The 21,517-nt window shown below is 74.7% G+C and carries 23 protein-coding genes and 1 pseudogene; 1 reads left to right on the forward strand and 23 read right to left on the reverse strand.

The features are described from left to right. Positions 1-479: 479 nt before the first annotated feature. From ACFWA9_RS04510 to ACFWA9_RS04600, 19 genes and pseudogenes are all read right to left on the reverse strand, one after another. On the reverse strand, positions 480-4,481 hold the full coding sequence (locus tag ACFWA9_RS04510; protein WP_380383027.1) for a hypothetical protein: 4,002 nt from the start codon (positions 4,479-4,481) through the stop codon (positions 480-482). Next, positions 4,478-4,990, reverse strand: a complete 513-nt coding sequence (locus tag ACFWA9_RS04515) for a hypothetical protein (RefSeq protein WP_380383029.1) — start codon at positions 4,988-4,990, stop codon at positions 4,478-4,480. The genes ACFWA9_RS04510 and ACFWA9_RS04515 overlap by 4 nt, the downstream gene beginning before the upstream one ends. Positions 4,991-5,233: 243 nt before the next feature. Next, positions 5,234-5,620: a hypothetical protein gene (locus ACFWA9_RS04520; protein ID WP_380383031.1), complete on the reverse strand. Its 387-nt coding sequence runs from the start codon at positions 5,618-5,620 to the stop codon at positions 5,234-5,236. 162 nt (positions 5,621-5,782) lie between these two features. Beyond that, the gene (locus ACFWA9_RS04525) at positions 5,783-6,559 is read right to left on the reverse strand and encodes a hypothetical protein (RefSeq protein WP_380383033.1); all 777 of its coding nucleotides are present in this window, start codon (positions 6,557-6,559) and stop codon (positions 5,783-5,785) included. A 42-nt stretch (positions 6,560-6,601) separates the two neighbouring features. Then, complete coding sequence (locus tag ACFWA9_RS04530; RefSeq protein WP_380383035.1) at positions 6,602-6,934, reverse strand: hypothetical protein; 333 nt, start codon at positions 6,932-6,934, stop codon at positions 6,602-6,604. Between the two features lie 113 nt (positions 6,935-7,047). Beyond that, positions 7,048-7,443, reverse strand: coding sequence for an AAA family ATPase (locus ACFWA9_RS04535; protein ID WP_380383083.1), 396 nt, complete (start codon positions 7,441-7,443; stop codon positions 7,048-7,050). Positions 7,444-7,470: 27 nt separating this feature from the next. Further along, complete coding sequence (locus ACFWA9_RS04540) at positions 7,471-7,926, reverse strand: protein kilB (protein WP_380383036.1); 456 nt, start codon at positions 7,924-7,926, stop codon at positions 7,471-7,473. Continuing rightward, on the reverse strand, positions 7,926-8,447 hold the full coding sequence (locus tag ACFWA9_RS04545; protein WP_380383038.1) for a hypothetical protein: 522 nt from the start codon (positions 8,445-8,447) through the stop codon (positions 7,926-7,928). The genes ACFWA9_RS04540 and ACFWA9_RS04545 overlap by 1 nt, the downstream gene beginning before the upstream one ends. A gap of 128 nt (positions 8,448-8,575) precedes the next feature. Beyond that, positions 8,576-8,815: a hypothetical protein gene (locus ACFWA9_RS04550; protein WP_380383039.1), complete on the reverse strand. Its 240-nt coding sequence runs from the start codon at positions 8,813-8,815 to the stop codon at positions 8,576-8,578. A 134-nt stretch (positions 8,816-8,949) separates the two neighbouring features. Beyond that, a complete protein-coding gene (locus ACFWA9_RS04555) occupies positions 8,950-9,702 on the reverse strand; it encodes a hypothetical protein (RefSeq protein WP_380383084.1) in 753 nt (250 codons plus the stop codon). Between the two features lie 245 nt (positions 9,703-9,947). Continuing rightward, positions 9,948-10,382: pseudogene (locus ACFWA9_RS04560) on the reverse strand (DUF4097 family beta strand repeat-containing protein); the annotation flags it as partial. 240 nt (positions 10,383-10,622) lie between these two features. After that, the gene (locus tag ACFWA9_RS04565) at positions 10,623-10,862 is read right to left on the reverse strand and encodes a hypothetical protein (protein WP_380383041.1); all 240 of its coding nucleotides are present in this window, start codon (positions 10,860-10,862) and stop codon (positions 10,623-10,625) included. Between the two features lie 108 nt (positions 10,863-10,970). Continuing rightward, positions 10,971-11,204: a hypothetical protein gene (locus ACFWA9_RS04570; RefSeq protein ID WP_380383043.1), complete on the reverse strand. Its 234-nt coding sequence runs from the start codon at positions 11,202-11,204 to the stop codon at positions 10,971-10,973. 37 nt (positions 11,205-11,241) lie between these two features. After that, complete coding sequence (locus ACFWA9_RS04575) at positions 11,242-11,982, reverse strand: hypothetical protein (protein WP_380383045.1); 741 nt, start codon at positions 11,980-11,982, stop codon at positions 11,242-11,244. 79 nt (positions 11,983-12,061) lie between these two features. After that, the gene (gene dnaN / locus ACFWA9_RS04580; protein ID WP_380383047.1) at positions 12,062-13,276 is read right to left on the reverse strand and encodes a DNA polymerase III subunit beta; all 1,215 of its coding nucleotides are present in this window, start codon (positions 13,274-13,276) and stop codon (positions 12,062-12,064) included. Positions 13,277-13,345: 69 nt separating this feature from the next. Beyond that, positions 13,346-13,888 carry a hypothetical protein gene (locus ACFWA9_RS04585; RefSeq protein ID WP_380383049.1) on the reverse strand — a complete coding sequence of 181 codons (543 nt, stop codon included), beginning with the start codon at positions 13,886-13,888 and terminating at the stop codon, positions 13,346-13,348. A 121-nt stretch (positions 13,889-14,009) separates the two neighbouring features. Then, entirely contained in the window at positions 14,010-14,231 is a 222-nt protein-coding gene (locus tag ACFWA9_RS04590) for a hypothetical protein (protein ID WP_380383051.1), read from the reverse strand. Between the two features lie 24 nt (positions 14,232-14,255). Further along, positions 14,256-14,891, reverse strand: coding sequence for a hypothetical protein (locus tag ACFWA9_RS04595; protein ID WP_380383053.1), 636 nt, complete (start codon positions 14,889-14,891; stop codon positions 14,256-14,258). A 152-nt stretch (positions 14,892-15,043) separates the two neighbouring features. Next, on the reverse strand, positions 15,044-15,520 hold the full coding sequence (locus tag ACFWA9_RS04600; protein WP_380383055.1) for a hypothetical protein: 477 nt from the start codon (positions 15,518-15,520) through the stop codon (positions 15,044-15,046). 125 nt (positions 15,521-15,645) lie between these two features. Between ACFWA9_RS04600 and ACFWA9_RS04605 the strand changes: the two genes are divergently transcribed. Beyond that, positions 15,646-15,861, forward strand: a complete 216-nt coding sequence (locus tag ACFWA9_RS04605) for a hypothetical protein (protein WP_380383056.1) — start codon at positions 15,646-15,648, stop codon at positions 15,859-15,861. A gap of 7 nt (positions 15,862-15,868) precedes the next feature. On the opposite strand, the gene ACFWA9_RS04610 is transcribed toward ACFWA9_RS04605, so the two are convergent. The 4 genes from ACFWA9_RS04610 to ACFWA9_RS04625 form a co-directional block, all read right to left on the reverse strand. Next, positions 15,869-16,063 carry a hypothetical protein gene (locus ACFWA9_RS04610; RefSeq protein ID WP_380383058.1) on the reverse strand — a complete coding sequence of 65 codons (195 nt, stop codon included), beginning with the start codon at positions 16,061-16,063 and terminating at the stop codon, positions 15,869-15,871. A gap of 75 nt (positions 16,064-16,138) precedes the next feature. Beyond that, positions 16,139-18,463 (reverse strand): hypothetical protein, encoded by a 2,325-nt coding sequence (locus ACFWA9_RS04615; RefSeq protein ID WP_380383060.1) that lies wholly within the window; start codon positions 18,461-18,463, stop codon positions 16,139-16,141. 82 nt (positions 18,464-18,545) lie between these two features. After that, complete coding sequence (locus tag ACFWA9_RS04620; protein ID WP_380383062.1) at positions 18,546-18,968, reverse strand: conjugal transfer protein TraB; 423 nt, start codon at positions 18,966-18,968, stop codon at positions 18,546-18,548. 13 nt (positions 18,969-18,981) lie between these two features. Next, entirely contained in the window at positions 18,982-21,510 is a 2,529-nt protein-coding gene (locus tag ACFWA9_RS04625) for a hypothetical protein (RefSeq protein ID WP_380383064.1), read from the reverse strand. Between the last annotated feature and the right edge of the window lie 7 nt (positions 21,511-21,517).

Here is a 21,517-nt window from a genome sequence, read left to right on the forward strand (position 1 = left end):
GCAGGTCGTCGTGCTGGAGGGGTGGTGGCGATGGTGCGGAGGACGGAGGCGCCCAGGGCCGGGAGAATCAGGTCGAGCGGCACGGCCTGGTCGCGGTGGTCGGTGCTCATTCTGCGGTCTGGTCTCCCTCGGGTTCGAGCTCGGGGCGGTGCGGGTGGTGGGTGCAGGGCGGCGAGGAACTGGACACAGTGCTCGGCGGCGAGCGGGTCGGCGACCGGGGTCGCAGTCAGCGCGGCGGTGCAGCGGCGAGCCGGTCCTCTCGGAGGGTGTAGGCAGCGGTGAACGCGCAGTGCGGCCGGTGGTGCTGGTCAGAAGCGCGGGCCTGTCGGGTCTCGGGAATCGGCGCGTGGGCGCCCGCGCTGGCGTGTCGTCTCTCTTCCTGGAACGCAGAAGGGCCCGGTCTTCTCCGGGGCGGGTCCCCCGATCCGCCGTATCCGTCCACTTGCGAATCGCAGAGCTGGCCCTGCCGCAAAACGGGCTCAGTCGCCCGAGGAGCGTTCCGCGAGGGCGAGGGCGAGGGTGAGCAGGTGGTGCAGGTGGGTGTTGCCGGTGCGGCGGGCCTCGAGAACCGCGCTACGAAGGTTCGTGGTCGCGGCGAGGCGAAGGCCGGTCAGGGGGCGCTGTAGGACAGCGCCGGCGTGGTCGAGGTCGTGCAGCCGGCTGTGCCAGTCGACGTCACGGCGCCGGAGGGGCTCACTGGCGGCCAGTTGTCCCGCGTAGGCGACGTACCGGCCGTCGGGGGAGGTGGTGATGAGGGTGAGGTGTTCGGCGCCCGTGAGGGCGGGTGGGGCCGGCCTTGGAGTCAGGGCGTCGGGGTCGAGGAAGTGGACGCGTCCCTCGCCGGGGGCCTTGCCGCCGACGACGTCCCACTCCGGTACCGAGAACAGGTGCCGCATACGCGGCGTGTCCCGTTCGACGAGGGACCGCATACGATCGCCGCCGAGCTGCCAGAGGGTCAGCCCGCCCCCTTGACCGGAAGTGAGCAGCCGGTCGTGGCCGACGAAGGCCACGTCGGCGATCCCGTCGGGATGTGCCGGTCCGCCGACGGCCAGGGCACTGCCGAGGAGTGCGTCGGTGGCGACCATGACGTGGCCGTCGCAGAGCACCAGCCGGATCCCGTCGGGGTCCACGGCGATCAGAGTGCCCTTGGACAGTCCCCAGACGCCGAGGCCGACCTGCCGAAGGTCGTCCGACGAGCCGAGGCCCTGGTCGACCAGGGCGGCCGGGAAGAGAAGCAGGCCGGCCACGTAGCCGAAGAGCATCGTGGCGACCCTGGCACCGGCCACCGCGTCCCCTCGCACGAGGATCGTGGTGCCGTGATCGGTGTGGCGGACGAGTTCGAACGCCCCGTCACCACGGTGGTCGGGTGACCTGGTGGCGATGACGGTCGAGGCGTCGACACAGGTGATCGACCTGTGGTCAGCCGGGCCCGAGTACAGGGTGGTCCGGGTGCCGGTACGCAGGTCGAGGGTCTCGATCGTCTCCCAGCGGTCATCGGTGATCGTGGCGACCGCCAGGGCGTCACGGGCATGGGCGAAGGAGATGTAGTCCTCGTTGAAGACGTCCAGCTCGGGTGGGAGCCGGGTGGTCGCGCCCTCGGCGGCCTCGGCGACCAGGGCGGCGGTGCGGCGGGCGGGGAGTGAGCGGAGGGCCTCCAGCAGCGCGCGGTCGACCCTGTCCGCGGGGTGCCAGCGACGCACCGGGATGCGGCGGGCGAGCCGCGCGGCATCGGCCAGCGAGCAACGACAGACGGCCTCCCAGTACAGCGGCCAGTCCTGGCGGCGGGCGAGCTGTTCTGCCACGCGGAGCACGCTCTCGCGGGTGGCGGGCGGTTCGGCGGCGCGGCCCCAGCCCGAGACTTCGACGGTGGCGCCGGACCTCGGCACGCGGTCCTTGAGCCGGACCTTTGGGGAGCGTGCACGGGCTTCGGGATCCTCAGGTCGTCCGGCGGCCCGCAGAGCGTTGTTCTGCCCGTGCAGGGCGGCGACCAGGCCCATCTCGTGTTCGGCGGGACGGGCGGCGGCGAGCTGTCTCCAGAGCGCGACGGACTCCGCGCCGACGTCCAGGGCCGCGTCGTGGCGGCCGACGGCCGTGAGGCTCTCCCGGAGCAGACCGAGCGCGAGAGCGAGCTGCTTCCGGTACGTCAGGGGATTGTCGCCGGCCAGTCGGCGGTAGAGGCCGATGGACTCCGTGATGGCGGCGACCGCCTCCTCGTGCCGTGCGGCGCGGGCGAGTTGGGTGCGCAGGTTGAGCAGGGCGATGGCGAGGTCAGGCCGGTGGCCCACGGGGTCGGCGTCGGCCAGTTCGCGCCAGACCCGGACGGCTTCGAAAGCCGTCGCGATACCGTCACCAGGCATGGGGGCGGAGCCTCCCGCCTCGACGGACGAAGTCCGCCCGGCGATAGTGCCGGCGTCGGCCCGTACGGTCAGTGCTGCGGCATTGGTCAGGGCCACGGCGAGGCCGGCACGGAAGCGCGGGTCGTCGGCCTCCCGTCGGCGGTAGTGCTCGATCGCCTCCTGGTTGGCCCGGTACGCCTCGGTCCACCGCCCGGTGCGTTCCAGGTGCGCGGCAAGGTTGGCCAGGGCGGTCGCCAGGTCGAGGTCGTACCGCGGCTGGTCGCGCCCATGGAGGCGACGGAAGATCCCCACCACCCGTTCCTGGGCGGCAGCAGCATCGGCGTTACGCCCCATCTCCATGAGCCGGCTGGCGTAGTTCGTCAGGGACTTCCCGACGTCGGCCTCATACATCTCCGGCTGCTCGACGGCCAGGCGTTCGAAGGCACGGACCGCCCGCAGCGCGGCCCGGACCGCCTCCTCATGGCGACCGAGGAGGCCCAGGTCACTACCGTGGTTGACCAGGAGACCTGCCATCGCGCCCGGACCATCGGCGACATCCAGCCGGAGTTCCAGCAGGCGGATCCGCAGGACCGCGGCGGCCACCACGAGGTCGGGCGGGATCGGGTCAGGCAAACGGTCGAGCACCTCGCCCAGCAACTCATCAGCGATGGACGGCAACTCGGCGAGCGCCAGCAGAGCGGGCGCACCGGCGGCCACGGCCAGGTCCGGATTCTCGTCCAGCAGCGGGAACAGGCATCGCGGGCCGACGTGCGGCCAGCGTTCGGCCGCCGCCGCGAGCGTGGTGACAGCCCGGATGGGCCGGTCGTCGTGACGGGCCGTCACAGCAGCGGCTTCCGGCGCCCAACGCTGCGCCGGGTACTCGGCGCGGTGGCCCGGCAGGGTCAGGGCGACGAAGTCCTCGGCGAGGCGATCGGGGTAAAGCGGTTCGAGGACGGTGACGCGCGCCGGATCGGGCGGCGGATAGCAGACCGCGTGGTCCGCGAGGACCTCGGCGGTGGGGTGCCCCAGACGCAACGCGTCGACAAGTACGGTCCCGGAGTCGAGAGACCGGGAGCCGCCGAGAGCGGCCGTGAAGACGGCCCGGTTCATCGCGGCGGGCGGGGTGGCGATCCGGCCGTGCCGCCTCTCCCGATGCAGGCGTGCCCAGTTCAGCTGCTCCCGGTCCAGCAGATAGAGGGCCAGCCCGGCGGTGCCCGGCAGCACGGGTTCCGCGGCCAGGTCGAACGCGTCGCCGGCGGCAACCGCGGAGGCGCGGGCCACCATGGGAACGGGCGCCGGCGGAGTACGACCAGTGGCGTGCGCGTCCACGGCGACCAGGGCAGCCATGTGCACGGCCAACACCAAGCCGAACTCGGGGTGCTCCAGCTCGGCTGGGCCGGAGGGCGGCGGAATCCCATATCGGGCGGCGAAGCCCTCGAGAGCCGCACGGTACATGGTGTGGCGTCCCTCCGGGTCTGCGGCGGCGCTGTCAGCGGACCCGCCGTTCCCGGGCCCGTCCGCCGCAAGCGGCGGTAGCAGGTACTGCGAGACCGAAACCTGCTCGTTCGCCAGCGAAGCCCGCAACGCGGGCCAGGCGTCCGTACCGCGGGCGAGCAGCAGGATCCGCACGGGCAGGTCGGTGCGGTGAACCAGTGCGTTACTGAACAGCCAGGTCAGAGACGACAACGGCCACCGGTCGGCGTAGTCGACCAGGAGCAGCAACCCGGCGCTACCGTCCGGGCGCAGATCCTGGCTGCCGGGCGGCGGAAGGACACCGCCCGGGCCCTCGGCCGCCGTGACCACCGTCCACCCGGCCGCCGTCAGCGTGCTGGCGAGCTCCTGCGCCAGCCTCGTCTTGCCCTGCCCACCGGGGCCATGCAACCACCGAGCGGCCCGGCGCGGCCCCCGGGCGCACCACCCTCCCAGCTCCCGCAGCTCCTGCTCCCGCCCAGTGAACCCGACCACGGCGAACCGGGCATTAAGCATCCGGCTCGGCTGCTCACGCAGCCAGTCGTCGTCGAGCCCGGCCGGCGGCCGCCACCGTTCCAGAATGTACAGAGGCGTGCCGTCCCCAAACACATGAATGTCGGCACCGATCACCCCATACGCGAACCCGCCAGTGGCGGTGACGTACTGGGAACTCAACCGCGCCCACCCGGCTCCTGATGGACAATCACGTCGCCACCCTGAGCGGCGAACACCTGCGCGTGATCGTGAGCGGCAACGTGCATCACCCACCGCTGCTCGTCCTCGGGCAGTGAACCCCGCATCCGCTCGGTGAGCTCGGTCAGCTCACCCGCGAGTTCCGGGTGCGCGCCCAGCAGCTCCCGCAACCTCAGCTGCCAGCCCGGCAGCAGACTACGCCGGGCCGCCGCCGCATCGTCGGCCCGCGCCACGAGCGCGGCGTCGCCGTCCAGCTGCGCCGCGACCAGCGCGATCTGGTCGCCGGCGGCTGGCATGGCCTCCGGCCCGCCGCCCTCCGGCACCGTACTGTCATCAGGCTGCGCCACTGTGCCGTCCCTCGAGCCGGTGCGGGCACGCCCGAAGAGGCTCAGCACACCGGTCCGGGTGGCCTGCCAGGCATCCGTGGCCATCGCCCCGACCAGAGCGGTCGATCCTGCGGTGGCCAGCGCCACCAGTGATTCCGCCAGCATGCCCCCGCCGATCCACCGTATCCGTCCTTCCGGCTTCTATGCTGCCACCGATTCCGTTACAGGGAGCCACAGTTGCGCGACTTCGGCAGGCTTTCCCTCGTCTGCTGGCACTCCGACAGCGTGTCGAGGAAGAAGTAGTGGCCGAACCAGCCGGGCAAGGGCTTCTTACCCCAGAAACGCGAAGGGGCCTGTCTTCCCCGGTGTCGACACCGGGGAAGACAGGCCCCCTTCACTGTGAGGGGGTCAGGCCGAGACGGGGACACCCGCGTGGTCGAGGCCGATTGCGTGGCTGACGGTGGCGAAGGTGGCGGCCCAGTCTCCGGCGTGGTGGACGGCGCGGTCATCCACGTACGCGGCCGCGCCGAGCTTGGTGTTGGTGACCAGGATCGGGCCGCCTACCGCGGTGTAGTACGCCCTGTCCGGCGACGGGTCGACGAACGCCTCCAGGCCCGAGTACCAGGTGACCCAGTCGGCGATTTCCGGCAGCCACATGGAGGCCCGCGCCGTGTAGACGAACACCGCCCTGTGCTCAGCGAGCGTGCGCAGTGCGTCGATGGCGCCGGGCTGGGGCAGGCCGATGCGGCCGCCGAGCCAGGGGCCGGGTTGAGTGAGTGTGCCGTCCAGGTCCAAGGCCGACGGCCTGGCTCGCGGGGCTGTCGGGGCTGGGGGCGATGACGGAGCGGGTCACGTGGGTCCTCCAGGGCTGCGGGGCGGTTCGAGGGGGAGCGCCCCGGCCCGGTCCGCTGGAGCGGGCCGGGCCGGGGCGCTGGCGGGTCGTCGGGCGCAGCGGGGTTAGAAGGGGGGCTCGTCGGAGTAGCAGCCCACGAAGAGGACCGCGTGCGCCTCGCGGGCCTCGGGGTTCTGGTCGTCCTCGTCGTCCAGGTCGCTGTGGTCGTGCGGCTCGTCGTCGCCGTGCTGGTCGTCGTCGCGGTAGTGCTCGTCTTCGTCGTGGTCGGTCTCCGGGTCGAGGGTGCCGGCCTCGGCGAGGCGGTCGAGGAGGGTGACGATCTCGGCGAGGGTGTGGACCTCGATCGGGCGCTCGCCGTCGGCGACCAGGTAGTAGGTGCGGGCGCCGCCGTCGTAGCGGTCGGTGGGGGCGGGCAGGCACAGCAGGTGGGCGTCGCCGGTCAGCTCGCACCTGGCGCTGCCGTCGCTCGCGCCCTCCCAGTTGGCGGCCTGGGTGAGGCTGCCGGAGCCGTGGTCGAGGCTGTGGGCGCGGGTGGCGGCACGGTGTGCGGCGTCGGCGGCGGCTTCGGTGGTGAGCTGCTCCGGCGAGGGGACCGTGGCCGGGGTGGTGGTTGCGGTGGCGGTGTAGCCGTAGGCGGGCAGGCCGAGGCGGCCGCGCAGGGGGCGGCGCAGGGGGCGGCGCAGCAGGGTGGTGGCCTGGTCGGCGAGGCAGAGGGCGAGGGCGCCGGCGGCCGCGGTGAGGGTGAGGCGGGTCTCGATGGGGCGGGCGGCCAGGGCGCGGTAGGCGGCGAGGCCGGCGGCGGCTCCGGCCACGACGGTGGCGGCGTTGTCGGCGGTGTCCAGGGCGGTGGCGAGCAGGCGGGTGCGGGCGGTCTCGGTCATCTCGGGGGTGTCCTTCCGGGGTGGTGTGCGGGTGCGGGGTGGTCAGATCCAGGCGCCGGTGGGGTCGTCGCTGAACGCCTCGGGGGCGGTCACCGTCGGGGCCGGGGTCGACTGGTTGAGGAGGGCCAGGAGGAGGTCGGCGACCTGGAGGATGCCGACACGGATCCACGGCTGCGGGCAGCAGTCGTACAGGCCGTCGACGCCGGGGTGGATCGGGGCGCGGCCCCGGTGCTCCTGGTCGCAGGCCGCCGCGATGGCGGGCCGGTCGTCCAGGCGGACCAGGCGCCAGGTGCCGGGCAGCGGCCGGTCGGCGTGCCGCTCGATCTCGCGCCGGGCGGCGGCGCGCAGCGCGGGCAGGTCGGGGGAGGAGGTCATCTCGGGTGGCTCCGTGCTTGCGGTGCGGGGCTCGGCCGGGTGGCCGCGCCGCGCACCAGAGCGCCCCGCCCCCGGCCGTGTGCCGGTGGCAGGGCGCGCACTGGTGGGCAGCGTCAGGACCCGGAGAAGCGGTGCAGTCGGACCTCGTCGAACCCTTCACCGGCGAGCAGCTCGCGGGCGGAGCGGACCATGCGGTGCTGCCAGCGCACGACGTCCTCCGGCACCCGCCGCTCGGCCGGCCGCTGCGCGTTCCTCGCCAGACACACCGAAAGTGGCACGTCCACCCACGTCGCCACCACACGGCGGCCGTGCTGGTGGCCGAGCTCAACCAGCTGCGCCCTGTGATGTGCCTCTGCCGACGTGTTGTCCACCCAGGTCGTCAGGCCACGTCGCAGCCTCATGGCCAGGATCTGGTTCTGCAGCAGGACGGCCTCCGTCGGTGGCTGGTGTGCGGCTCTGCGCCGCTTCGCCCCCGGGCCGGGGTGGGCATCGGGGGCGAAGCGGCGCAGAGCCGGGTGAGGGCACGGGCTGGTGGGTCAGGCCAGTTGATCGGCGGCGGCGGCGACCAGGCGCTCGCCGGCGTCGGCGGCCTCGGTGCGGGCCCGGTCGAGGGCTGTGTGGTCGGTTGCGCCGCGCAGGGCGTGGGTGGCGCGGGCGGCGTCCTGGGCGAGGGCGGGGGCGAGGATGGCGAGGGTGACCAGCGGGGCGGTGATGTCGGCGCGGGTGCGGTGGCTCTCGCTGCGCGCCTCGGCGTACACCGCGTCGTCGGCGCCGGCCAGGCGCAGCCGCTCGCGGGCCCACATGGCGCGGCGGTGCGCGGCGAGGGCGGTCACTAGGGCGGTGACGGCCTGGACGAGTTCGCGGCGCCGTTCCTGCTCGGTGCGCTCGGTCCGCTCGGCGCGGGCGGACCGGTGCTGGAGCGCGGTGACGGTCAGGGTGCCGGCGAGCGTGCCGACGACGCCGACCAGGGCGATGACGAGTTCAGCGGCCATCAGGACGACTCGCTCGGCCGGGCGGCGCGGCGGGGGTCGATGCCGGTGAGCGCCTCGGGGCGACGGGACCAGCGCACGTAGTCGACGGAGCTCGCCGCGTAGGTGGTGGTCATCATGCTGCCGGAGCGGTCGATCGCGTCGTGCAGGCTGTCCAGGCGCTGCCAGGCCAGGCGCAGCTGGTCGAGCAGCCAGGTGCGGTCTTCGCCGGTGAGCTGCGGGGCGGCGGCGACGGCGTCCAGGCGGCCGCGGTCCTGGACGCCGGCCGCGAGGAAGGCGTCGATCCGGCGGGCCTCCTCGGCGGTGAGCTTGTCGGCGAGACGCCGGGCCTCCTCGACACCGGGGTCGTCGTAGCAGGTGGCGAAGGATCGCTCGGAGAGCGCGAAGCGGGCCAGCGCCCAGTCGGTCGCGCCCTCCTCGATGCTGTCCTGGCGCCAGGTTCGCCCCGGGCGGGCGAACGGCGCGTGGACGGCCGGGGCGGCCGAGCGGGTGGCGTCGGTGGTCGGGGTGGTTTCGGTGGTCACGGCAGGTACCTCCGGGGTCGGGTCCGGCCCGGGTGGCCGCGCCGCGCACCACCACGCCCGCCGCTCCGGCCTGGCTGGCCGGAGGGGGCGGAGGTGGTGGTGGGCAGCGTCGGTGCCCGGAACGGCGGTCAGTCGAGCCCGGCGCGCAGCTCGTCGGCGCGGGCCTGGGCGCGGCGGGCCATCTCGGGGTTGGCGCTGGCGCCTCGGGCGGCGGCTTCGGTGAGGGTGCGGATGAGGGCCTGGCGGCTGGCCTGGTCCAGGGGCGGCATGGGCCGGCCGTCGCGCCGGGCGGCCCACCGGGCCGCGAGCGGTTCGAGGTCGGCCAGGTTCGCGCGGTACTGCGGCTCGGTGCTCTTGTTGGTGGGCATCGGGTGTCCTTCCGCTCAGGGGGAGTGCGGGCGGTCTCTCATTGGGTGGTCCGGCCGGGCGCCGGCGCCACGCACCACGGCGCCCGCGGTCCCGGCCTGGCTGGGCGGGACGGCGGGCGTGGTGGTGGGCAGTGTCAGAGCCCGGTGCGCAGGGTGTCGGCGCGGTCCTGGTAGATGCGGGCGAGGTGGGAGTGCTCGGTGCCGGCGGCGGCTTCCAGGTAGGCGCGGACCAGGTCGCGGGGACGGCCCTCGTAGTCGCCGGGCCGGGGCGGAGGGCAGATGGCGGGGGCGCCTTCGGCCCGGTCGGCGGTGTCCAGGTCGGTCAGGTCGATCGTGGTGTCGTAGTGGTCGGGGACCGGCTCGGTGGGCAGCGGGACGTAGGACGGCACGCGGCCGGCGGCGGCCAGGGAGCGGAGCAGCGTGGTCGCGCCGCGGCCGCCGCCGGGGTTGGCGGTCCACTCCCAGGCGGTGATCGTCAGGCCGGGGACCGGGAGGTGCTGGGCGATGACGGTGAGGGTGTCGTAGCGCAGCCGAAGGTCGGGGGTGTGGCGTTCGACGGCGTCGACGATGTCGGTGTGGGCGTGTCTGCGGGTCGGGCCGTAGGGGTGGGCGTCGAGCCAGGCGGCGGCCCGCCGGAGGACGTGGGCCAGGGCGGCGGGGTCGGTGGTGGGGGCGGGGGCCAGGCGGCGCAGGGCGGCGGCGGTGGTGAGGAGCTGGCGGTCGGTGGGGTGGCGGGGGTCGGCTCCGTGGTCGGCGAGGGCCTGGCGGGCCTGGCGGAGGAGTTCGTCCTGCAGGGGTGCGCTGCCGCGCGCGGCCAGGCAGGTCTCGGCGCCGAGCGAGGTGTGCAGGGCGCGCTCCAGGATCCCGGCGGTGATGTGCGGGTGCATCGGTGGGTGGTCCTTCCGGTCGGTGGCGGCCGGGCGGCCGCGCCGCTCGCCACAGCGCCCCGCCGTCCGGCCTGGGTGGCCGGAGGGCGGGGGGCGGTGGCGGGCAGCGTCAGTGCCCGGCGGGCCGGGGGGTGCGGACTCGGAGGTGGCGTGGACGGCCACGCCGCCCCAAGGGCCTCGGCGGTGGCGGTCACGGTGACGTCGCCGCTCATGGAGGTGGCGGACACCTGGCCGGTGCCGCCGGCGTGGGCGCGGATGTCGCCGGACATCGTGTTCAGGCTCGCCCTGGTGCCGGTCCACTCGGCGCGGACGTCACCGGACATCGTGTGGGCCTCGGCGGTGATGACCCGCTCCAGGCGGATGTCGCCGGACTGGGTGCGGGCGCGGGCGGCGGTGGCGGTGCCGATCTCGACGTCGCCGGACTGCGTGTCGGCGCGCACCTGGTCGACGAAGCTGGCGGGGGTGAGGACACGCACGTCGCCGGACAGGGTGGTCGCCGTGACGGATGCCAGGCCGCCGTGGGTGGTCACGTCCGCGGAGTGGGTGCGGACGGTCAGCGCGCTGCGCTCGGGAACGCGGGCGGTGATGACAACGGGGGCGGGGCCCTGGACGACGGTGCCGCCCTGGCCGCCGATCACCCGGCCGCCGACGATGCTCACGTCGCCGCCGCTGATGACCATGCCGGTGACCGAGCCGTGCACGGTGCCGGCGCTCTGCACCACCACCGCGCCGCCGCGGCCGCTGATGCGGACGACGGTGGTGGCACCGGTGCTGCCCTAGCCCTCGACGCGGACGGTGAGGGTGCCGCCCTGGTCGTTGAGCCGGGCCTGGTGGACGGCATCGGCGGACTCGCCGGTCCCCGGCGGCCTGGGTGGCCGGGGCGGCGGGGCGCGGTGGTGGGCAGCGTCAGTGCCCGGAGGTCAGTGGACGGCGCTCCAGATGATCAGCAGGAGCACGCCGACGGTGATGAGGACGGCTTTCGGCGAGATGCTGGTCGAGGCCTGAAGGCGCCGTATCTCGGCATGGATGGCGTCGCACTCGGCCTGGATGCCGGCGTGGGCGTGGCTGCCGGGGGTGAGGCCAGCCAGGATCGCGGAGCGGTGGTGGAGCTTCTCGTAGAGGGCGGCGATCTGTGCGTCGCGGGATACGGCCAGGGCCACGGCGGGTGCCTTCCGGTAGACGGTGCTCGGCGGGTGGGGCGGTGTCGACGGTTGGGGCGGTGCGGCCGGGGCCGGCGCGGTGGGCGCCGGCCCCGGCGGTGCGGTCGGTCAGGTGAGGCTGCGGGCGTCGGTCAGGCCCTCGATGCGGTGGGCCTGTCCGTGGATGCGCTGCGCGAGGACGGTGAGCCGCTCGGTGTCGCTGGTGCTGACCCCTCGGGCGAGGCCGGCGACGATCCGGTCGGCGTCGGCGCGCAGCTGGGCGACGTCGGCGGCCAGGGCCTGGGTGCGCTGGGCAATGAGGTCGGCGAGCCGGACGGGGTGGGGGAGGGCGGGTTCGTGCACGGGTGCGGCTGCTCCTAGTGGTCGGCGTCGGGCGGGGTCAGCGCTGGTCGAAGGGCCCGCTGGGGGCGGGGACGGCTGGCCGGGCCCGGGTGACCGTCTTGGGCTCGGGGGCCTGAATGGTGATCTGCGGCTGAACCTCGGTGCGGTTGATGACAGTGGGGCGCAGCGAGAAGCTGATGCCGCGCAGGGCGAACAGGCTGACGACGGCGAGGGCGGCGGCGGTGAGGCCGGTGTCGACGGGACGGCCGGCTTCCGGGGCCGCGTTCCACACCATGGCGAGCGTCGCGCAGGCCCAGGCCGACCACGCGAGACGCGCGACAGCGCCCTGGGTGAGGAAGGCGATCAGGCCGACGACCACGCCGACGGTCTTCCACGCGCCGTAGGCGGTGGCCTCGGTGAGCGTGGCGGGCAGGTGGGCGGCGAGGTAGGTGTGGATCGGGCCGGTGATCGCGGCGCGCAGGCCGTCACCGGCGCCGGGGATGTGCTCGGGCAGGTGGATCGCGCCCATCACGGCGGCGGCGCCGTTCAGCAGGATGCCGCCGATGGTGCCGAGCACCAGGACCGCGACGGTGATCCCGCCCAGGAATGTCAGGCCGCGCACCCACGACTCGGCGGTGGCGAAGTCGTCCAGCCCGCCCGCCAGCTCGCGGCGGCGCTGGTCGAGCCAGCCGCCCGGGGCGGTCAGGGCGCGGGCCCGGCGCCCGGCCGCCTCGCGGACGCTCGGGGACGACTGCGCCTCGGTGCTGACGGGCTCGCTGTGTTCGGTGTGCTGGTTCACGGGTGCTGCTCCTCGGTGGGGTGGTGCGGGTGTGCCGGCCCGCCCCGGCGGGTGCCGGGGCGGGCCGGGTGGTGCGGTGTCAGCCCTGGAGGCGGACCGGCATCAGCAGGTGCTCGTAGTCGCCGCCCGCGTCCTCGCCGGAGTGGCCGAGGACCAGGACGGGCTTGGTGGAGGAGGTGAGGTGGAAGCGGGCCTCGGGGGTGGTCAGGGCCTTGAGGCAGTCGGCGAGGTAGCCGGGGTTGAACGCGGCGTCGCTGCCCTGGGCCCGGTCGGTGAGCGAGCCGGTGGCGTGGCAGGGGATGCGGTCGGCGGCGCGGGCGTCGTCGCCGTCGCCGGCCTCGACGAGCAGCTGGTCGCCGTCGACGGCGAGGCGGATCGGGCGCTTGTCGGAGGCGACCAGGGCGACGCGCCGGATGGCGGCCAGCGCTTCCTCGACCGGGACGGTGACGGTCAGGTCCGCGTCGGCGGCGTGCGGGAACAGGGCGCGGCCCTTGGGGAACTCGCCCTCCAGGAGGCGGGTGCCGAGGGTGCGGCCCGGGGTGGAGAGGGTCAGCTGCCCGTCCGACCAGCCGACGCTGACGGGGTGTTCCCCGGCCAGCGCCTTGGCCGCCTCGGTGAGGAACTTGGCCGGCACCAGGACGGTGCGGGCGGCCGCGTCGAGTTCCTCGGCGGTCGGCCCGGTGTCCTCCTCGCCCTTCTTCCGGGCCTTCCTCGTCGGCTTGGCGGCCGGCAGGGTGCCGGTGGGGCTGACGGTGAGGTCGCGGACGGCGAAGCGGTAGCGGTCGGTGGCGGCGAGGGTGAGGATGCTGCCGTCCAGGACCATCTGCACGCCGGTGAGGACGGGCAGGGAGTCGTCGGTGCCGGCCGCGACGGCGGCCTGGGCGACCGCGTCGGCGAGCGCGTCGCCCTCCACCGTGAGGACGACGTCCGGCGCGGCCGGCAGGGCCGGGTACTCCTCGACGGGCAGGGTCGGCAGGGTGAACCGGGCACTGCCCGCGGTGAGGAGCAGACGGGCTCCGGAGAGTTCGAGGTCGACCTCGGCCGACTTCGGGAGCGTCTTGCAGATGTCGTTGAGCAGGCGGCCGGAGACCAGCGCGGTGCCGTCGTCGGCGATCTCAGCGTCGGCGCGGACGGTCGCGCACGCCTCGTAGTCGAACGCGGCCAGGTGGAGCCCGTCGGTGTCGGTGCGCAGCAGGATGCCGGCGAGGACCGGCACGGGGGGCCGGGCGGGCAGGGCGCGGGCGGCGTGGGCGACGGCGTCCGCGAACGGGCCGGCGAACAGGCGCAGCTTCATGGGCACTTCCTTCGGTGCGGTGGCGGGGCGGGTTCGGGGTTCGGTGGGACGGGCCGGGTGGGGCGCGGGTCAGTCCTCGTCCTCGTCGTCGTCCTCGTCCTCGTCGTCGTCCTCGTCCTCGTCGAGGGCGGCGGTGTACGCGGTGTAGAGCTGGAGGGCGCCGTCGTAGTCGGCGTCGGTCAGCGCGTCGCCGTCGACGGTGACCGGCGCGGAGTCGGGCAGAGAGTCGAGGCGGACGCGCAGCTCGCCGACCGTCAGGAGGACGGTGCGGGAGCTGCGCCACACGGTGGCCGGGGCCGCGGGCAGGCCCTGGCCGGGCACCGGCGGTGCGGTGCGGTCGGTGTGGAGGTGGACGGTGCCGTCGTAGCCGGTGTCGCGCAGCAGCTCGCCGTCGACCATCACCGGGGCGGGGTCGGGCAGGTCGGCCAGGCGGGCCAGCAGGTCGCCGGCGTCCAGGCGCCCGGTGCGCCAGGAGGCTTCGCGCAGCGGCCCGGTCGGGGCGGTGTACCGCTCTGCGGCGGCCTGGACGGTCTTGATGATGGCAGTGGCGGCGGCCGCCGCCACCTCGGCGGGGTTGGCGGGGTCCGCGGTCTGGGTCACGGTGACGCTCACGGGGTCCTCCGAACGGATCGGGGTGCGGCCGGTCGGCCGGTGGCGCCACCGGACGCGCCCCGCCGTCCCGGTGGGTCCGGGAGGGCGGGGCGCGGCTGGGGACGGGACCGGTCGGCCGGGCTCAGGAGTCCTGGGTGGCGGCGTGGAATCGGGCGGCGGCTTCGGCGTCGGCGGCGGCCAGGAGGTGCTGGACGGCGGGGTCCTCGCGCCAGGTACACCAGTCCGGGTCGGGGGCCGGCGGTTCGGCGCCTGCCGGCATGTAGACGCCGGGCAGGTCGTCGGCGGGCCACACCGCGGCGGGGCGGCGGGTCAGGCGCCGGACGAGCCGGCGAACGGCGTGCATGGGGGGTCCTCCCGGGAGGGCTTGTCAGCCGTTGTGGTTGGTGATGGCGCCGCGCCATCCGGCGGACTGGCGGCCGATGGTGGTCTGGTGGGTGCGATGGACCAGGGCCAGGACGGTGCCGGTGGCGCTCGCGCCGTCGCCGCTCGCGCTCGCCGACGCGCCCGTCGCGGAGCCGGTGCCGGCGGCGGAGCGGAGCTTGCCGAGCAGGCCGGCCACGCCGAGCACCACGGCGCCGACGAGGACGGCGGCCCACTTGAGGAGGTCGCCGAGGGCGTCCGCGTGCGGGGCGACCTCGGCGACGGCGGCGCCGAGCATCCACACCGCGCTGCCGGCCGCGAGGGAGGCGATCGAGCCGTAGAGGACGTACTGGCGCACCGCGAGTGACAGGCCCTCGTCGGCCACCGGCTGCGCCGGGGTGGCGGCCCGGGCGGCGTTGTCGGCGGCCAGGCGGGCGGTCATCTCCTTCAGCCGGGCGATCGGGTCGTAGACGGGCAGGGCTGCGGCCTGGCCGTCTACGAGGGCGGGCACGCTGGTGGCGTCCCCGTGGTCGAGGCGCGTCGGAACGGCGACGAGTTCGCCGTCCACGGCGGAGGGCAGGTAGCCGGGCTCCAGGAGGATGACCTGCGGGCCGGTCTCGGGGGTGCTGGCGTAGCTGTCCACGGGGTGCTCCAAAGGGAAGTGCGGGGGCGGTCGGGGCGGGGTCGGTGCGGGCGCCGCGGCGCCTTCTGGGGCCGCCGGGCCCGGCCGCCGGGTGGCGGGCGGGCCCGGCGGCCCCCGGAGAGGCCGGGAGAGGGGCGTTCGGGAGGCGCCGGTCAGTCCTCGTCGCTCGTGCGGCGGTCGGGGAGGATCTCGGTGCATCCGGGCCGGTCGAAGTGCTGGCGCACGCCGTCGGGCCAGACGTCCAGGTGGGTGGTGGAGGCCGTGAGGAGGGTGTCGACGGCGGCCGTGCGGCCGGTGATGATCAGGCGCCCCAGCAGGCGGCCGAGCTCGGCGCGGCCCAGCAGCTCGTGGACGAGCTCGACCCGGTCGACGATCAGGCGGATGTGCGGCTCGGCCTGGGTGGGGGTGTGCTCGCGGCCGCGGGCCAGGCGCTTGTCAACCTCGGCGAGCAACTCGGTGAGCATCTGTTCGGCGCCGTTGGGGTCGGTGTGCCGGTCGACGCCGGCCAGGTCCGTGTACGGGGTGATGGCCCAGACGGTGGTGGTCGGGTCGGCGGCGTGGGCGTCGATGAGCTGCTGGAGGCGGTGGGTATTGCCGGAGCCGGTGCGGCCGATGATGAGGCGGGCCATGGGGGCTTCCTTTCGGAGAGGCGCGACTGCGTCCCGGGTGCGGGAGTGCGGGTGCGGGTGGTTGGGAATCGGCCCCGGCGGGGCCTGGTGGTGCATCAGGCTGGTGTCGGTCGAGGGAGGACGCGGTGGGCTGGTTGTTCCGGGACGAGCCGGAGACGGTGGTGTTCGAGGCGGTGGTCGGGGACGACGGCACGATCTGGCCGGCGTGGACGGACGACGAGGGAGTGCTGTGGATCGACTCCGAGGACGACGTCTACGTGGTCGTCGAGGGCGTGATCATCGACGGTCGGATCTACGAGGCGTGGGTGCAGGACGACGGCACGCTGTGGATCCCGGACTGACCGGCAGTCAGGGCTTCACGGAGCCGGTGACCTGGGCGGTGCCGTCGAGGGCGGACTGGATCGGCTTGGCCAGGCCGGTGGAGGCGAGCAGGAAGCCGAACACCACCGCCACGATCGCGGCGCCGACGGTGGCGCGGCGGGAGCGGACCACGAAGAACACGGCGCAGCCGGCCAGGACGACGCCGGAGATGGACACGATCACGAGAGGGTTCTCCTTCAGGGAAGACGGGAGCGGGCCCGGCCGGTCGGCCGGGCCCGCTGTCGTTGCGTGGGGGGGTCAGGCGTCGGCGGGCTGGGTGACGAGCTGGTAGACGCCGCGGCCGACCCTCTCGAGCCAGCCCGCCCGGTTGAGCTCGCCGACCTCGGTGTTGACGGAGCCGGTCTCGTACTCCGGGCACAGGACCTTGCGCATCTGCGGCAGGCTCATGGGCCCGTCGGCCAGGAGGTCGAGGATCCGCTCGCGCAGCGTCGGCCCGGTCTCGAACTCCTTCGTCAGGTCGACCGCGCTGTCGGCCGCGGGCGGGTCGAAGGACGGCATCGCGGGCAGCTCGGGCATGGCCGCCGGGACGGCGTCCGGCACCGGCCCGTAGTCGGCGTCGGCGTTGGCGTTGGGCGCGCCGTCCGGTACCGGGTCGGCGGGCGGGGTGTTGCGCAGCGCGTACGCCTTCCCGGCCGCCTCCGCCTCGCCGTCGGTGATGGTCGCCGGCGGCTCCTCGCCATACAGCTCGATCAGGTCCGGGTAGATGCCGTTCTTCTTCTCGGCGTAGAACGTCCTCATGAAGGAGGCCCGGCCGTCGAGGAACATGTACGCCATGCCCGCGGTGGACTGGCCTTCGTCGTCGTCGGTGCCATGGAACAGGGCCTCGATCTGCCCGGTCTCGTAGATCCGGGCGGGGATGTTCTCCAGGTGGAATCCGGGCGGGGCGACGCCGTCCAGGCCCATGTCCCGGGTGGAGGAGCTGGCCGTCCTCATGAGGAAGAGGACGCCGACCTTGCCCTGCTGGCGGATCGCTTCCTCGTCGCCCAAGTCCTTGAGGTGCAGGGACTGGACGGCCAGGCGGATGCCGATGCCGACCTTGCGGCCGGTCTTCTGGATGTCGGCGATCAGGTAGGCGGCGAGCTTCTTCTTCTTCTCGTCCGGGTGGCTGAGGAGCCGGTTGATCTCGTCCAGGGTGATGTTGATCAGCGGCCACGGCCGGCCGATCGCGAAGTCCCCGCGGCCCATCTTGTTGGAGATCGCCTCGCGGTACTTCATCACCTTGTGGGCGGTGACCAGCATCGCCAGGGCCTCGTCCTCGCCCTTGGCGAACCAGTCGACGCGGCCGTCGGCCTCCGGCAACGACATGCCGCCCTGGATGTCGGCCACCCAGGAGACGACGCCGCTGCGCTTCTCGGCGGCGAGGATCAGGTTCAGCAGCACCGACTTCCCGGCGCCGGTGACGCCGGCGACGATGCCGCGCAGCGCGCCCTGCCCGGGATCCCACAGCCGCATCACCGCGGACCGGCCGTCGTGGCAGACGCCGACCGCGACGCGGCCGCGCTCGTCCATCGTCAGGTCAGCGACGGTGGCCTTGCGGACGTTCATCAGCGGGTTGGTCCGGTAGACGGAGACGACGGCCTGGCGCAGCCCGTCGGTCTCGATGACCATCCGGGTCGGGTCGTCGACGCCGAGGGCGGAGCAGACCTCGGAGTGGGGCAGGCGGATCTTCTTGCCGCGGGGGGCGGCGGCGAGGATGACGATCCGGTCGTCCTCGATGCGGGCCCGCACGAACTTCACGCCGGGGGCGGCGCCTCCGGGGGCGGTGACCGCGCTCTCCCACAGCGCCTCCAGGCTGTTGAACGCCCTGCTGGTCTCGCCGACGGTGGGGGTGACGGTCAGCACCATCCGGCCGGGGCCGGAGCCGAGCAGCGAGGTGAAGGTGACGCTCTCCTCCGGCACGTCGAACGCGGCCGCGATGTTGCGCAGGCTCAGCTGTGGAACGGCCTTGCCAGGCTGGGCGACGATGACCGCACGGAAGTCCGGCAGGCTCTGCTGGAAGTGCTCGACCATGGTCAGCTTCGTGCCCGACGCGAGCTCGGCCTGCTCCCACAGCCGCGCCAGGAACGACGCGTAGTCCTTCGGCGTGTCCACGACCGGGGCCACCTGCTGGGGCAGGGCGGCGACCAGGTCCGGCAGCGCCTCCTCCGTCAGGCCGGCGGAGCGGGTGAACGGTGCGGCGGCCGCGGCCGCCGCACCCCACAGCACCGGACCCGCGATCTCCCACCAGGCGGTGCCCGGGGCGGCGAGCGCCGCGGCGTAGAGGGCGGAGCCGGACAGCGTCGGCAGGGCGCGCAAAGCGGAGCGCAGCAGGCCCACGCCTGGCGCTGCGCCCTCCTTCGGGGTGGCCTTGCAGTACAGCCACAGGCCGGTGCCCGCGGCGGTGCCGAGCGCGCCGAGGTAGGACAGCGGGCCCTGGTCGGACTGCGGGCCGATCGCGATCCCGGCGGCGGCGACGGCGTAGGCGAGCCGCTCGCCGTTCATGCGGCGGCGGATCGTCCCCGCCGGCACGGTCTTGGTGGTGGCGCCGGTGGCCGGCGCCTCGGTCTGCTCGGTGACGGTCACCGTCGCCTTCCTCTCTTCGGGGTGTGGGACGGGGCCGCACCCGGTGTGGGTGCGGCCCCGCGGGGTCGGTTCGAACGGACGGTCAGCGGACCTCGTAGAAGCCGGGCTTGGCCATGGGCACGCCCGACGCCTGGGCGGCCTCGTAGATGCCGCCGTACTCGTCGCGGTGGGTGTTCTCGAAGGAGCGGGCGGCCGTCTCCGTGTCGTCGGCGGCGTTCGCCATCTCCCCCGACGCGGTGGCCACCCGGGTCAGCGCCCCGGAGACCTCCAGGATCTGCGCGGTGAACTGCTCGACCACCCCGGCCTGCCCGCACATCTCCGACAGGTTGCGGGCCTTGTCGGCGTTGTCCTCCATGTGCCGGCGCAGCTTCCACATGCCCTGCTTGAGCGCGAGGGCGCTGGCGGTCAGCTTGGCGGTGCGGGCGGCGAGCCCGAGGAACCCGGGTGTCCCGCCGTCACCGCCGTGGTCGATCTCGCCGCCGCCGTAGGAAACGATGTCGCTCATCGGCTACTCCTTCTCAGTTCTCGTTGTGGACGCGGGCGGACGGGGTGCGCAGGCCCGCGTCGGCGGTGGCCAGCTGGATGGGCTTGTAGTGGTCGGCCATCGCCTGGTCGGCGCTCTCGGCCTGCTCGGCCGCTTCCAGCGACGACACCTTCATCTCGTCGGCCTTGCGGGCCAGCAGGTCCATCGACTCCGCCAGCCGGCTCATCGCCGTGGAGGTGAGGTTGCCGATGACGTTGTGCGTGGTGCGCAGCTCGGCCGCCAGCTCCTCCAGGTCGTAGCGGATCCGGCGGGCCCGCTCGGCCAGGGCGACGCAGGTGTCGTGCGCGGCGAAGCCCTCCTGGGTGAGCCTGGACAGGTCGTCCAGGACGTCGTCGATGGTGATCTCGGTGGCGTGCTCGGCCGACATGCCGTGCACGGCCCCGCTCGTGGCGGGCAGGGACACGCTGCTGCTCCTTCTGTTCGGCCCGCTCTGGGCGGGGACGGAGGCCGCCACGGCTGCGGCGGCCTGCTGGTCGGGCGCACCGGCCGCCACCGGCGCAGCCTCGGCCGGGGACGGCTTGGGGGCGGGCGGCATCGGGCGCGGGCGGCGGGTGCCGGGCCGCTGAGTGTGCTTCACCGGGGCCGGGCCGAGCGCGGCCGGCCCGGTGGCGGGCAGGCCCTGCTCGGCGGGGTGCTCGGGCGGCCGGTTGCGGGAGGCCCCGGCGTCACCGACCCGGTCCTCCCGGACCACGGTGATTACCTCCTCGCCCGCGCTCGCCATCCCGGCCGCCCCGAACGGCGTGCTGCGCCCCGTCGTGGTGCCGCCGGGCCCGGCGGTGAACCCGCCGGTGTCCATGCCGGGCGGCGGGGTGGTCGCCTTCTTCGCGCGGGCCCTGGCCCGGTTGAAGGCGGCGCCCCATCCGCCGCGGGTCTTCTTCGCACCCGGCCCGGTGGACGAGCCGGCGGCGTTCGGCCCGGTACCCGCGGCCGCCGAGGCGGCGGCCCTGGCCGCCTTCTGCTGGGCGGCCTTCTTCCTGGCCTTCTTGGAGACCCGGGAGAACACCGGCTTGTGGGTGCGCATCCGCTTGGCCCACCGCCGCTCGAACTCCTGCCGCACCGCGCCCTTGAGCGTGTTGGCGCCGGGCGGGGTGGTGCGGTAGCGCTGGTAGGCCTTCATGCAGCGGCGGCAGCGGCAGTCGCAGTCCTGGTACGCCTCCAGCGTCCCGTGTCGCATCCCGGGCCCGAGCTTCTCCTTGTGGCCCGGCTTGCCGAACATGGGAGGCGTCGTCCCGCCCGGTCCGCCGGCCCCGCCGCGCTTCTTCCCCTTGCCCTTGCGCAGGGTGCCGGAGGACGAGCCGGTGCCGGACGCGCCGGTCGGTGCCTTCACCCGGCCGCCGTTGCCTTCCGGCTTGCCCGGCGCGGTCCCGCCGGACGCACCGGCCCCGGACTTGCCGGGGCCGTTCTTCCCGCTCCCCTTGCCGGGGGCCTGGGTGTTCGCGCCGTTCTTGCCGCTGCGGCCGCCACCGCTCTGCCCGCCGCTCGTGCCACCGGCGCCGTTCTTGCCGCTGCGGCCGCCACCGCTCTGCCCGCCGCCCGCACCGCCGCCGGCGCCGTTCTTCTCGGACTTGCCGCCCGCACCGCCGCCACTGGTACCGGAGCCGGCGTTCTTGCCGCCGGTCTTGCCCTGGGCGGCGGGGCCGCCGCCCTGCGAGGGGCGGTGCACCGGCCCGCCGGTCGACCCGGCCGGGCCCTTGCCTGAGCGGCTCTTGTCCGCACCGGAGGGGCCGGTCTTGCCGTTGTCCTTGCCCTTGGGCGACGCGCCCGCTCCGGTGCCGCCGTCCTTGCCGCTGCCGGATCCCTTCCGGCCGCCGGGGCCGCCGCCGCTGGGGGACGTGGCCGGACCGGGCGCCGGCGCGGATCCCGCGCCCCGACGACCGCCAGGTCCACCCGGCCCGCCGCCGCTGCCCCGGCCACCACCGGGCCCCCAGCCCCCGCCTCCTCGGCCGCCGCCCTGGTAGCGGTCGAGGGAGCGGCTGCCCCACTCGTGGGAGGGGGTGAGCGTGTCCCGGCCGCCCTTCTTCCCGCCTTCCTTGCTCGCCGTGCCGGCCTTCTCCGCGACCTCGGCGACGGCCTTGCGCTGCTCCCTGCTCGCCCGGAACGCGGTCACCGCAGAGTGGATGCCGCGCATCGCCGCGACCGACACCGCGAGCATCGCCGCCAGCGACAGCGAACCCAGGCCCGGCCCGGGGGCCGCCTCGGGGGCGGCCTCGGAACGGAAGGCCGCGGGTACCTCACCGGGCACCGGGGCGCTCGCCGAGCCCGGCGGATCCGGCAGCGGCGGGGGCTCGACGGGCACCATCTCGGCCGGGTCGGACAGGCTTGCCAGCGTCTCCAGCGGGGAGCGCCGACCGGTGGCCGGCGGCATCTCCAGGACGGCCGGTTGGGCCGGTTCGGCGGGCAGCGGAGGCGGTGCCTCCGGCAGCGGCGGGGGCGCGAATCCGACCCCTCCGCCAGCGCCTCCGGGGAACGGGATGATCGTGCCGGAGCCCTCGTCGTCGCTCATTCCTCCT

This window comes from Kitasatospora sp. NPDC059973, from assembly GCF_042737525.1.
Classification (GTDB): domain Bacteria; phylum Actinomycetota; class Actinomycetes; order Streptomycetales; family Streptomycetaceae; genus Kitasatospora.

Excerpts from the sequence above, each read along its gene's own strand:
- ACFWA9_RS04555 (WP_380383084.1), bottom strand. The coding sequence starts at position 9,702 with ATGCACCCGCACATCACCGCCGGGATCCTGGAGCGCGCCCTGCACACC.
- ACFWA9_RS04620 (WP_380383062.1), bottom strand. The coding sequence starts at position 18,968 with ATGAGCGACATCGTTTCCTACGGCGGCGGCGAGATCGACCACGGCGGT.
- ACFWA9_RS04590 (WP_380383051.1), bottom strand. The coding sequence starts at position 14,231 with ATGCACGCCGTTCGCCGGCTCGTCCGGCGCCTGACCCGCCGCCCCGCC.
- ACFWA9_RS04625 (WP_380383064.1), bottom strand. The coding sequence starts at position 21,510 with ATGAGCGACGACGAGGGCTCCGGCACGATCATCCCGTTCCCCGGAGGC.
- ACFWA9_RS04515 (WP_380383029.1), bottom strand. The coding sequence starts at position 4,990 with ATGCTGGCGGAATCACTGGTGGCGCTGGCCACCGCAGGATCGACCGCT.
- ACFWA9_RS04550 (WP_380383039.1), bottom strand. The coding sequence starts at position 8,815 with ATGCCCACCAACAAGAGCACCGAGCCGCAGTACCGCGCGAACCTGGCC.
- ACFWA9_RS04525 (WP_380383033.1), bottom strand. The coding sequence starts at position 6,559 with ATGACCGAGACCGCCCGCACCCGCCTGCTCGCCACCGCCCTGGACACC.
- dnaN (WP_380383047.1), bottom strand. The coding sequence starts at position 13,276 with ATGAAGCTGCGCCTGTTCGCCGGCCCGTTCGCGGACGCCGTCGCCCAC.
- ACFWA9_RS04540 (WP_380383036.1), bottom strand. The coding sequence starts at position 7,926 with ATGGCCGCTGAACTCGTCATCGCCCTGGTCGGCGTCGTCGGCACGCTC.
- ACFWA9_RS04600 (WP_380383055.1), bottom strand. The coding sequence starts at position 15,520 with ATGGCCCGCCTCATCATCGGCCGCACCGGCTCCGGCAATACCCACCGC.
- ACFWA9_RS04530 (WP_380383035.1), bottom strand. The coding sequence starts at position 6,934 with ATGACCTCCTCCCCCGACCTGCCCGCGCTGCGCGCCGCCGCCCGGCGC.